At 38.8% G+C, this 12,998-nt stretch carries 8 protein-coding genes; 1 reads left to right on the plus strand and 7 read right to left on the minus strand.

Annotated elements, in window-relative coordinates; all coding sequences use genetic code 11:
* Positions 1 to 42 precede the first annotated feature (42 nt).
* The 6 genes from M5A78_RS20285 to M5A78_RS20310 all read right to left on the minus strand — a co-directional run bounded on the left by M5A78_RS20285 (position 43) and on the right by M5A78_RS20310 (position 8,579).
* Positions 43 to 2,157 (minus strand): Ig-like domain-containing protein, encoded by a 2,115-nt coding sequence (locus M5A78_RS20285; RefSeq protein ID WP_248737098.1) that lies wholly within the window; start codon positions 2,155 to 2,157, stop codon positions 43 to 45.
* A gap of 390 nt (positions 2,158 to 2,547) precedes the next feature.
* Positions 2,548 to 4,170: a cytochrome c3 family protein gene (locus M5A78_RS20290; protein ID WP_248737099.1), complete on the minus strand. Its 1,623-nt coding sequence runs from the start codon at positions 4,168 to 4,170 to the stop codon at positions 2,548 to 2,550.
* Positions 4,171 to 4,316: 146 nt separating this feature from the next.
* Positions 4,317 to 5,288 carry a 6-bladed beta-propeller gene (locus tag M5A78_RS20295; protein ID WP_248737100.1) on the minus strand — a complete coding sequence of 324 codons (972 nt, stop codon included), beginning with the start codon at positions 5,286 to 5,288 and terminating at the stop codon, positions 4,317 to 4,319.
* Between the two features lie 2 nt (positions 5,289 to 5,290).
* Positions 5,291 to 5,989 carry a tetratricopeptide repeat protein gene (locus M5A78_RS20300; RefSeq protein WP_248737101.1) on the minus strand — a complete coding sequence of 233 codons (699 nt, stop codon included), beginning with the start codon at positions 5,987 to 5,989 and terminating at the stop codon, positions 5,291 to 5,293.
* A 27-nt stretch (positions 5,990 to 6,016) separates the two neighbouring features.
* Entirely contained in the window at positions 6,017 to 7,183 is a 1,167-nt protein-coding gene (locus M5A78_RS20305) for a cytochrome c3 family protein (protein WP_248737102.1), read from the minus strand.
* 28 nt (positions 7,184 to 7,211) lie between these two features.
* Positions 7,212 to 8,579: a cytochrome c3 family protein gene (locus M5A78_RS20310; RefSeq protein WP_248737103.1), complete on the minus strand. Its 1,368-nt coding sequence runs from the start codon at positions 8,577 to 8,579 to the stop codon at positions 7,212 to 7,214.
* A gap of 545 nt (positions 8,580 to 9,124) precedes the next feature.
* Between M5A78_RS20310 and secA the strand changes: the two genes are divergently transcribed.
* Positions 9,125 to 11,638, plus strand: coding sequence for a preprotein translocase subunit SecA (secA, locus tag M5A78_RS20315; protein ID WP_248737104.1), 2,514 nt, complete (start codon positions 9,125 to 9,127; stop codon positions 11,636 to 11,638).
* Positions 11,639 to 12,389: 751 nt separating this feature from the next.
* Here secA and hpf read toward each other — a convergent pair.
* Positions 12,390 to 12,938, minus strand: coding sequence for a ribosome hibernation-promoting factor, HPF/YfiA family (gene hpf / locus M5A78_RS20320; RefSeq protein WP_248737105.1), 549 nt, complete (start codon positions 12,936 to 12,938; stop codon positions 12,390 to 12,392).
* Positions 12,939 to 12,998: the final 60 nt, after the last annotated feature.

A 12,998-nucleotide genomic window follows, 5' to 3' on the forward strand; every position in this document is an offset into this window, starting at 1 on the left:
CACACAACAAAAAAATCGAGAGGTTTCCTCTCGACTTTTTTATCAATTTTTACCTTTTTTAGGTCCGTGTGCTGCCTCGATAAATGCTTTATTTTCATCTTGACTATCACTATGACATTTAGAACATGCCTTATCACTATTTTTATTATGATCCGTTATTGTTGGATCAACCGCTAATCCAGTTGTTTCATCGTATATCGGACTACCTATTACACCGTATATCGCAGTTTTACCGTTGTGGCAGGTTACACAGAAGGCACGTTCTTTAGCAGCATCCCAGTCACCTGTTTTTGCCTCAAAAGTTGTTGGGTTTTCATGACCTAATTTCGTTTTTAAATGTTTTATGTTATTTGACCCATGAGTATCATGACACTCTGCACATGGAATGTGTCCTGCAAGTGGACTTCCATCTTGAGCCTTAATGATATGTCCTGAAAAGTTTTTCTCTTCGGCAGAAATCTCCCGCTTTGAGAAGGATGATTGACCATTGATTTTTTCATACTGTTTCTTAAGTTCTTCCGTCAAATTATTATAGTAACTTGCAATGTCAGGAGTTTTCTCATACTTCTTTTGGAAATCTTGATTATGACAACGAAGGCATAGCTCATAATCTTCATATATCCCTATTGCAGTATTCGATTTATTATACTGGAATACCCGATATTCCACGGCAGGATTGGCTATTTTTTCAGCACTATCCGTTTCATGACAGGACTCACAAAGTTGTTCCTTACTACTAATCTCCCCTGTTGGTTTATCCTGATTAGGATCCTCCGGGTCAGATGGTAAATGCTTATATGTGATATGATCTTGTGTTAAGTTAGGATTTTTTTCTGACCAATCTAAATGCGGATTATGACAGCTTGCGCATGAACTTCCGCTTGGTTTACCATCAATGTTTACAGCAGCATTGTGGGTATGTGTGTTTTGCATATTCTCAGGCATGGGTGCAACAGTCCCATCATGGCAAGCCATACAATAGGTATCAACTGCTAAATTCTCTTTTTGATTAGATTCAGTTGCATTTTTTGCGGATAGCAATTTAGGACTTTGTGATTCATGTGTGCTATGGCAATTCCCACAAATATTTACATTATTATCATAACCGCCATGAGGATTTTGATGTGTTTCTGACGGAATACTGACAGTAGTAAACGACCATATTTTTGGAAAGGCAATATTGCCGGCTATGTCCATCAAGCCCAAGGGACTTATAAATACATTATATTTTGTATTAGGTGTTAATGATTTTTCCGGAGTAAAGGTAATTTCTTTTGTTTCAGAATTATACACAGTTGTTCCAGGAACATTTGTACCATTAGTAGAAAGATTGATACTACTATTTATTACCAGTTCTTTGAGTACATTTTCATCTGATACTTTTACTTTTATAGTAGTATTTAATGAAACCTGCGTCATGTCTTGTAATGGATAAACCTCTGATAAAACAATCGGACGTAAAGTATCCAGAATAAAAGTAATTTGGTTAACACTTCCGGTATTGCCTGCTTGGTCGATTGCTTTTGCATAAACAGTATGATTTCCTTGGGTCAGGAGTGCATCTGTATACACCCATTTTCCAGAACTGTCTGCTGAAACAGACACCCATGTTCCAACCACTTGACTTCCAGAATCTTTAGTGCAATCCATGCAAATTTGTACGGTAGAATTAGGTTCTGCTGTACCTTCAATGGAAGAAGAATTAGTAAAAGCTCCATCAACTGGTTTTCCAAACGTAATAGTTGGGGGAGTGGTATCAATTGAAAGATTGATGGTACTAGTAGCAGCTGTTTTTCCTTCAGAGTCTGTTGCTTTAGCATAAATATCGTGAGTGCCTTCTGGCAAATCAATCGTAATTGTCCAGTTATTTTCAATTATCTCATTTGTTGTACCAATTTTCTCAGTTCCATTATAAAGATCCACTGATGCACCTGCAGTAAAATTCTCATTTGTACCAGAAATCGTTAGGGATGTCTCGTTTAGAATATCACCAGTTTTAGGTGAAGTAATAATAACTTTTGGTTCAGTCCCATTTAATTCTTCTCCTTGAACAGTTGTTACAGTCAATAATTTATTCGACCCTAAAAATTGAAAACATAAAACTAAAAGGATTAATGCTAACAACTTGGTTTTTTGCAGGGATCCTCTTTGTTTCATTTAGTCCCCCTCATCTCTGCTTTTAAAGTATTTACGTAATTTAGCTACAAATTTATTTTAAATCTATTATGGTGTAGGTACTAGTGGTTACTGATATTATTCAACAAATATTCATATATATATGTTTAATATGTATCTAAAGAGATGCTGAGGAAATGACAAAAAGAAGATACGTAATTCATACAATCCTTTTGTGACGAAGTTCACAGTTTAATGGAAGCATTTATTATATCTTCTATATATAGTAGAAATTCATTTGACAATCAATTGCAGAAATAGTTAGTATAATTTTAAATAAACTAGGGTGCTATGCCTAAGCATAACACCCTAGTTTCATACTTTTTTTGCTTTGGCTAACAACTAGTTGTAGCTAGTTGTTAGCTTATTTTATTAATAGCCTGCAGGCATTCCTACTGGATGATCGTCACGACGCTCAGTGTTCTTGATTGTTTCAGCGTGAGAGCTGTTGTGGCAAGCCCAACATACTGACATGTTAGTGAACTTCTTAAGAGCAGAAGAAGCGTTGTTGTCTTGCATATAAGTAAGAGCATCCTCAGGAGTTTTAACTGCTTCACCAGTTTTCGCCATGATTGTTGGGTCTTGTAAGTTAGCAATTGTGCGTCCAAGAGAATCTTTCATGATATATGCGTCAGTACCGTGACCGTAGTGGCATCGTACGCAAGTGTAAGAGTCGCTGTTTGTGCTGTGACGGTATGCAGCATTTGGATTGTTATCCATATCAGTTAAATCACCAAAGTGAGATTTCTTGCCTTCAGAGTTACCTTGGAGATAGTCAGTGTGACAAGCGGCACAGAACTTGGACATTGCTACACCTAAGCCTGATACGGAGCCATCAGCTTTTACTGTGTAACCAAGATCTTTTAACTTTTGATCAGAGTAGCCTAATTTGGCTACTGTAGAACCGCTATAATAAGCAGCTTGCACAATGCTGTGTGTTGCTTCATTTTTTTCCATTTTAACAACTACAGGACGAGCAAGGAAACCTTTACCTGCAGTTTTTAGTGCATCAGCACCTGCTTGAGAAGTAGAATATGCTTGAGCATGTTCGTAATCGAAATAAACACCAGATGTTGAACCGTAAGCAGCGATAACATCATCTGAAGTATCGGCAGTCGCATCTGGTTTAACTAAACGTGACCAGTAAGTTAGACCATTTGTACGAAGGTCATAGCCATATAACCAAGGAGCTTCAGATTTTGTATAACTAGATGTTCCTTTGTTGTATTGAGCAACAGTTACTTTTTTATGACCATTAGCATCAGCTACAGCATCTTCTGTACGTAATAATACTATAGCAGGAGCAGCAGCTATATTTTCTGGAGTATCAAGAAGCGGTAACGTATCCACTACAGTAATGTTTTCTAATTGGTTACCACCTTTAGAAGCTGGCATTGAAGCCATACCGTTTGGATTGTATGAAAGTAAACGGTCGCTGTATGATCCGTGTGGTGCGTGACAGCTTGCACAGTTGAAGTTTTCGCCCCATCCAGTTCCGCCAGTTTTATCATCGCCTTCTAGGTCTGGATTTCCACCAGGAGCTGCTTTGATTTTTAGGGTATCATTAGCCATGTGTTGAGATGCACCATGTGTACCAGCGAAAGTACCTGCGCCATTCATTTTAGCAGTTTCGCCACTAGCAAATACGTTAGCAAATCCTAAAGTACCATCGTGACAAGCAGTACAAGTGTTATAAACAGTATCTGCAAATAGCAATTGGTCGCCTTTTGCAGTGTGTGTTTGGTGACAGCTTGCACAAGAGTTTGTGTTATTTTGGTAAGAAGTGTGCGTGTTGTGACCAGTTAAGTTTTTGATTACAGTAGACTTTGTAGAACCGTCGTTTGTGTCAACACCAACACCAGTGTTGTTTGCGTTCTGTTTTGTGGGTTCAATAGGCATTCCATTTCCAGGAGCCATTGTTTCTGCAGATGCAGCAGCTGCAAACATGCCGAACAACATGAGTGCAAAGATCAAACTAAAACTAATCTTTCTCATTTTTAAAACCTCCCAAATTACCTCTCTTTTTTTCTCTCTTATTTCTTTTTTCTTAAAAAACCTTCTGCTGCTTCCTTTTCTATACCACCCCCTTAAAGAAAAGAGTAGAACTAATAAACTAACTTGTTATCTCACTTAAGTCTCTATTATTTAAAAACTTGAACCCTTATATTAGTAGTATCGGTAATGAAAACATTGTCTTGTTGATCAATAAACAATCCATTTGGCAGATAGAATTCACCGTTTGCTTCACCCATGCCGCCAAACTGGAATAACTTTTTGCCATCCTTATCAAAGCCATAGACCATATGAGTTAGGTTGCTGACCACATACATAATTCCACGACTATCGATGCCAATTCCCCTTGGATTAACGAAAATGGATTCCCCTTTACCTTTATTGGAACCATTAATGATTTTCAAAAACTTTCCTGCTTTATTGAATATTTGAACACGTTGATTTCCCGTGTCAACTACGTAAATATTACCCTCATTATCGGCTGTGATCCCATTTGGCGCGTTAAATTCACCCTCTTTGGTTCCATGTTTTCCAATTTCAAGTAACAACTTACCGTCCATATCGAAGACGAACGCTTTATTGGATTTTATATCTGTGACATATACTTTTTTATTAATAATTCTCAATCCTGCAGGAGCGGAAATTTTCTTTTCCTTACTTGCTTTCGTCGCAAAATACTCGATAAACTTACCTTTTTCATCATGAATGGAAATAGTACCATTATATAAATCAGCGACAAATACACGTCCCTTTTCATCAACCGATATACCATACGGAAAAGTGAATTGCCCCGCTTTTGTCCCTTCCTCACCAAATGAGAAAAGTATGTTTCCTCCTACGTCGAACGCTACTACTCGTTTATTATTCGTATCCGTTACATAAGTAAAAGAATTAGTCGCAGCGACATCCATAGGTTTAGCAAGTGGTTTGTCAAAATCACCATTGAGCTGATGGCTATATTTTGGCGCACCATTTGGATTAAGCACATTAAGTAATCCTGTATCTACTGCTTTTGATTGATTAAGAAAGATGAAGGTAAAAACTACGGCCGTAGTTATAGCAATTAGTGCCATTCCGATATACACATTCCGTCTTTTCATTGTTATTCACCTTTTGCCTTTGTGTCTTTATCTTTAAGTCTATCTAGCGCATCCACTGCATCCTTAAACAATGGATCATATGAGAGGGCATCCTTGTAAATGGCAATCGCATCTTCATACTTACCTTGTGCTTCAGCCACCATCCCAATTTGATAAATAATATCGGAATTGGTTGGAGCAAGCTTGTTGGCATTTTCAAGTACCTTCATGGCCTTATCGTACTCTTTTAACCCGCGATATGAGATTCCCATTTGTACATAGCCCTTAAAGTCTTTAGGTGCAATTTTTACCGCCTTTTCAAACGAGATAAGCGCTTCATTATAACGTTCTTCTTTCAGGAATACTAAACCAATGTTGTAATGGGCATCATAATAGTTTTTATCTTGGTCCAAAACAAAATCAAACTGTTTAATTGCTTCTTCATTATCACCTTTTAAGAAATAGGTATAACCCAGCACGATTCGATTTTGCAGATTTGCTGGATCTTTTCTAACAGCTTCCTTGTAAAAATCCAGCTGCTCATTCACTCTTTTCATATTAATATCATTCCAAAAATAAAAGTGTCCGAGAGCATATCCTATCCCTACTGAAATTAGTAAAGTAAGGGATAGTAACAGAATACTAGTTTTCTTCTTAAAAGTTTTTGGCTGCTTCTTAACTGGTTTTTCCTCTACCTCTTGAGGTGCTCTTTCTGCTTCCATCTTAATTCCCCTCTCGGAATCTATCATTTAACTATTTGTTCTGTGACACTTAGTACAAGTTGCTTTAACATGACATCTTAAACATGTATTATTAAACTTTTGATTTGCTGCTAATGTAACTGGATGGTGATCTTTCCATGGACGATTGTGTGAACTAGGATGACATGTAGCACATTGAACCCTTGTTACAGGGGAATTACTTACAATCCGATTGTCGTGGCAAATGAAGCACGTTTGCGTATTCTTTGATAAATGTCCATGATCCGTTATAAAAGATGCCCGTTTATGACTCGTTGGTTTCTGTCCGTGACAGTCTTTACAGAATGTATTTGTTTTTGCATATTGACTAACGGTAACATTATTTGAATCTGTATTTTCTTTTTTCAAAAACTTTGTGAAGCTAGGATCTTCTTTAAATAAATCATACTTTTCTTTAGACATATAAGAATGACACTTCTCACATTTTTTCAGGTCAGAGGGCTGAATCTTACCATGTCCGCCAGCTTTAAACTCTTCTGTTTTATGATTTTTAGGAACCATCGTTGTTTCGTGACAAGTTTTACACTCCAATGGAGCCTTTCTTACCTCATGACATTCCATACAAGTGTCCATTTGCGGACTGGTAAACTTCTTATTACTCATAAGAGATGTCCCTAATTTTTCATCCCATTTTCCATAATCACTCTTATAGGTCACTTTTCGATCCGAAACTTTCCCGTGAGCAGTACCACTATGACACTGCACACACTTAATACCTTCTGTCTTATGTTTATTGTGTGGGATGATGATATCCCCGGAAGCAGTGACGGCGCGATTTTTCATATTGTGACAACTTTCACAAGCTTCATCCGGTATAAGGTTCGGCATCTTTATAGGTGCAATATAAGTGTCCGTTTGTTTTTTATAAAGTTCTACGAGGCCGTTTCCTTTCGCTTTTGCGTAATTCTTTGCTCCTGGTTCAATATGGCAGTTTACACAATCTACCTCACTATGAGATGATGCCTTCCATGTATAGTACTGAGGCTTCATCTCATGACAGGATGAGCAAAACTTCGAGCTTGAGGTTGTTTCTATCCCGAAGAATCCCCCAAAGAATAGGATGACTAGAAACAACAAAGTTAAAGTCGCAATTTTGATTAACTTATAGCGAAAACGGGGAGGGGCTGGCAGCTCTTGTTTGTGTTCCTCTTCCATAAAAGCGTCCCTCCTGTTTAAGATTAACTTAGTTTTTCACATCTGATTTAAAGCCGGTTCTGTGACAGTATTGGCAATAAACATCTGTTGGTGCTTTTATATCTGTGGAGCCCTCTTTTGGTTTTTCACGATCATGGCAAACGAAACATTCTGCTTTTTGATCAGGTGTTTTTGCTTTAGCCGCATGGGTAGTTAACCATTGATCACTTTCAACGTGTCCAACTGGACGGTTCCCGTGACAGGCGCTACAGAATTTATTGATTCGTGATTGATCTTTTACAACAGTAATATTTGGTACATATTTTGTTTTTGTCTCTTTCATCTTAAGTAGTGAGATAATGTCTTCTTTTGGTATTTCTCTGGCCCATTTTGAATCCTGATGACAGTTCACGCATTTATCTAACTCTTGGATAGCTGTTCCGCCATGCTTTCCATTCCAGCCTGCTACTTTGTGGTTCTTAGGAACTTTTACCTTTTTATGGCAGGTTTCACATTCCATCGAAATCTTTACGTCTTTTTGTTGCTTTCCGATGGCTTGTAAGATGATTTCTTGTGTTTTTCCATCATGCGCTGCTTCAGTTTCTTTGCTTTCGCCTTCCTTCGTTGCTTCACCAGATGCTTTTGTTTTTTCTTCGAGTTTTTTCTCTACCTCTTCGGGATTTGGTGGAACATTATAGGCAACATCTTTCCATGGCTTTTCACCGTTGTTGACTTTATCATGGCAATCAATACAGGTTCCCATGTTTGGTCTCAGATATTTCTCTTCCATTAACTTTTCAGCATTTTCTTTTGTCCAATGTCCACGAACTTCCTCGGTATTAATACCACGTGCAACGATTTTCGCATGAACAACTCCGGCATGACAGCTAATACAAGGAACATCCTTTTCAATATGTCCTTTATGGTTGACCTTTAAGTCACCCGATGCGGTGACCAGACGGTTCTTGGAATGACATTGTAAACAGTTCTCGTTTGAAATCGCTTCTTCTTCCGTTTGAACGATCTGTTTAGGTACGCCTGTTACATGGTAATAAACTTCTTTCATCGATTTCACTTTGTGCGTAATCATGTTCGTAAACCCAGGCTTAATATGACACTGAACACAGGAGATATTATTGTGAGCACTCGCTGTATATGTTGAATACTCTGGTGCCATTTCGTGACAGCTTGAGCAAAATGACGGAGAGTTGGTAAAGGTAAGCACTCCATACCCTCCACCAAACACAACGATACATCCTACCAGTGACACAAATAGTAATTTCCATCTGTTAACTGGATTCTTCCAATCTATACTTCGAAACTTTTGCCAAAGTCTACGAATTAGGCCAACTTTCTTTTTATTTTCTCTTGTTTCGGGATCTGTCTCTTTATTTATCTTTTTCCCCCAAATGGCCATTTTTCTCACCCTTCCCATGTAGGATTATTTATCTATTTATTTTCCATAATAACCTCTCTAAAGGTAGTATCTAACATTGTAAGAGTATATTCCAATGTACAATTTGTGAATATTTCTTCATACAATTGAATGTAGTTATTTACCCTAAAAACAACATACAAACGTTGTTATCACAAGATTGCGTTAGCACTACTCCTGTAGTGTAAACAAACTAAAAAATTAATATTTATACAATTTTTGAGGTGTTTATTCATTAATCAACAGAAATTAAAAGGACGTTTCCCGAGTTGAAATGTATTCTCAATAAATTGCCATAACTCTGTCATATTTGACAAAAATTCGAATTTCCGATAAATGTGGTGGATTAGGAATTTAATAGCCTCTTTTATATAATAGTAGCAGGTCAAATATTGCTTCCCTACCTACATTGTTGTCACTCTATAGCGGAAGTGGTAAGATGTAAAGGGAAATTATCGAATATTTTAGACATGGATTTTTTTAAAAAAAGTGGATTTTGAGTCTCGATAAAAAGGAGCGTTCATCTGATGATGGGGATTTTAAATAAAGTATTTGATCTGAACAAACGCGAGCTGAAGCGGTTAGATAAGCTCGCAGTGAAAATTGGCGCACTTGCGGCCGAAACGGAAAAATTAACAGACGACCAGCTTCGTGAAAAAACGGAAGAGTTCAAGCTCCGTTATCAAAAAGGCGAAACACTTGACGATTTGCTTGTGGAAGCATTTGCGGTGGTCCGCGAAGGTGCCCGCCGTGTGCTCGGTCTGTATCCATATCATGTTCAATTAATGGGAGGTATTTCTCTTCACGAAGGAAATATTTCCGAGATGAAAACTGGTGAAGGTAAAACGTTAACGGCGACAATGCCCGTTTACTTGAATGCTCTTTCTGGAAAAGGAGTTCACGTTGTAACTGTCAACGAATACTTGGCAAGCCGTGACGCCACCGAAATGGGCGAGCTGTATCAATTTTTAGGTCTAACGGTCGGCTTGAATTTAAACAGCATGGACAAAGACGAAAAGCAGGCTGCTTATGCCCACGATATTACTTATGGTACCAATAACGAATTTGGCTTCGACTATCTACGTGATAACATGGTCCTTTATAAGGAACAAAAGGTACAACGTCCACTTTTTTTTGGGGTCATTGACGAAGTTGACTCGATTTTAATCGACGAAGCACGTACTCCATTGATTATTTCAGGATCAGCGCAAAAGTCTGCTGTCCTATATGTCCAAGCCAATGGCTTTGTTCGAATGCTTACGAAAGAAACAGATTATACCTATGATGAAAAAACAAAAGGCGTTATGTTAACAGAAGAAGGAATCAGTAAAGCCGAAAAAGCATTTGGAATTGATAACCTGTTTGACATGTCACATGTTACGTTAAACCATCATATTAATCAGGCATTAAGAGCGAATGTCAGCATGCACCTTGATGTTGATTATGTCGTACAAGAAGGCGAAATTATTATCGTTGACCAGTTCACCGGCCGTTTGATGAAGGGCCGACGCTATAGCGAAGGTTTGCACCAAGCCATTGAGGCAAAAGAAGGTCTGGAAGTCCAAAATGAAAGCATGACGATGGCAACGATTACGTTCCAAAACTACTTCCGTATGTATGAAAAATTGGCTGGTATGACCGGTACAGCGAAAACGGAAGAAGAAGAGTTCCGCAACATATACAATATGAATGTAATCGTGATTCCTACCAACAGACCAATTGCTCGTGACGACAGAGCCGATTTAATTTACTCAACGATGGACGGCAAGTTCCGTGCAGTTGTTGAGGATATTGCCGAGCGCAATCAAAAGGGGCAGCCAGTTCTCGTTGGTACGGTTGCGATTGAAACGTCTGAGCTTATTTCCAGCTATTTATCCAAAAAGCGTATTCACCATAATGTCTTGAACGCGAAGAACCACGAGCGCGAAGCGGAAATCATTGCCGAAGCAGGTCACCAAGGTTCGGTTACAATTGCGACGAACATGGCCGGCCGTGGTACTGACATTAAGCTTGGAGAAGGTGTGGTTGAGCTTGGCGGACTGGCGGTTATTGGTACGGAGCGTCACGAAAGCAGACGTATCGATAACCAGCTTCGTGGACGTTCAGGACGTCAAGGAGATCCGGGTATTACCCAGTTCTATTTATCGATGGAAGATGAACTGATGCGCCGCTTCGGTTCTGATAATATGAAGTCAATGATGCAAAAGCTCGGCATGGATGATTCCCAGCCGATTCAAAGTAAAATGGTGTCTCGGGCTGTTGAATCGGCACAGAAACGCGTCGAGGGCAACAACTTTGATGCTCGTAAACAGCTATTGCAATATGATGATGTTCTTCGTCAGCAGCGGGAAATCATTTACACCCAGCGTGATGAAGTGTTAGAATCTGAAAATCTTCGTGACATTGTTCAAAAAATGATTTTAAACTCGATTCAACGTAACGTTGATGCCCATGCATCACGCAATGAGGATGAAGAAGAATGGAATCTACAAGCCATTGTTGATTATGTGCATGCAACCCTTCTCCATGAAGGTGACATGACTACAGAAGACCTTAAGGGCAAAGACCCAGAGGCAATTGTCGATGCCATTTTTGCCAAAGTGAAGGAACGCTACGAGGAAAAAGAGCAAATCCTTTACCCTGAACAAATGCGCGAATTTGAAAAGGTTGTTACGTTGCGTGCGGTTGATTCCAAATGGACTGACCATATTGATGCCATGGATCAACTCCGCCAAGGAATTCATTTGCGTGCTTACGGACAAATCGACCCACTTCGTGAATACCAGCATGAAGGCTTCGCAATGTTTGAAGCAATGGTTCAATCCATCGAAGATGAAGCTGCTATGTATATAATGAAGGCGGAGATACGCAACAATCTTGAGCGCGAAGAGGTCGCAAAAGGTCAAGCGGTGAATCCGAAGGAAGATGGCGAACCGGTTAAGAAAAAACCGAAAGTGAACCAAATTAACGTTGGCCGCAACGATCCATGTATCTGTGGTAGCGGCAAGAAGTATAAGAACTGCTGCGGAGCGGCGAAATAACGATTGCACAAATTTCACCGTAAGCCTGCTAGTGAGCGATAAGGTATGGAACAGTTTTGGAGAGCTGGCGGATAGTCCGGCTCTCTTTTCTGTGGAAAAGGGGCGGAGCGCCGCAAAAATGAATCACTTTAACCAGTTAAAGTGAAATACCCATTTCACTAGACGAAAGATGTGAAGTCTAGCTCTGCTCTCACCGCCTTTATTAGGTGACTACGGCTTGTTCTCTAAATTTATTTCCATGGTTTGGTTGGGAGTTGAGGCTCATGATAGTTTTTTTGTGGTAGTGTGGATTTTTTTGTGGAATTGTAGATAAGGTGTAGCGATTTGTGGATAAGCCGCTTAGATTTGTAGTTATAGTATGGGGATTTGTAGATATCTTCCTAGAAATTGTAGATAAGGTATAGCGATTTATAGATAAGCCGCTTAGATTTGTAGTTATGGTATGGGGATTTGTAGATATCTTCCCCGAAATTGTAGATAAGTGAGGGGGATTTGTAGATATCTCATCTAAATTTACAGTTATCCACATGGGGATAACTTTCGGATGCTTCCTAATATGAGATATACCCTGTTTTTGTGAGTATTTCCTTCTTCCTAGTAGCATTCAAATTTGCTTTTTATCACCTCTACATTTATTTGCCGATTATTTAATTTTACATACCAAATTAACAATTCCTCCAAAGACTATGGCCCTTTCCCTAACACAAAAAACGCTGCCCCGGTCAAATCCGGAGCAGCGTTCTCATTCCTATTAATGGGCTTCAATTAATCCGTAACGGCCATCTTTACGCTTATAAACAACGTTTGTACGGTTAGTATCTGAGTTAGTGAATACATAAAAGCTATGACCAAGCATATTCATCTGCAGAATCGCTTCTTCACTGTCCATTGGCTTCAAATCAAATCGCTTTGTACGAACTAACTCTAATTCATCTTCATCCAAATCATGTACTTCTGTGTTTTCAGATGTAGCAAACGTAATTGGGAAATCGCCTTTTTCACGGAACTTGCGGTTAACCTTTGTTTTGTGTTTGCGAATTTGGCGCTCAAGCTTGTCAGAAACTAAGTCAATCGCCGCATACATATCTATGTTTGTTTCCTCAGCACGTAAAACTAATTGCGGCATTGGGATGGTTACTTCAACTTTTGAAGTTTTATCTTGATTGAATTTTAGATTTACATTTACCTTTGCATCTGGTGCTTCAGTAAAATAGCGCTCCAATTTAGTAATTTTCTTTTCTACATACTCTCTAATTGCTGGAGTTACCTCAATGTTTTCACCACGAACGTTATATTTCATTTGTAAACTCCTCCTTTTAATATGGCTATGTAATTACAATTCTATTTTACCCTATGATTA

Origin of the sequence: Neobacillus rhizosphaerae (assembly GCF_937468385.1) — a bacterium.
GTDB classification, from domain to species: Bacteria; Bacillota; Bacilli; order Bacillales; family Cytobacillaceae; genus Neobacillus; species Neobacillus rhizosphaerae.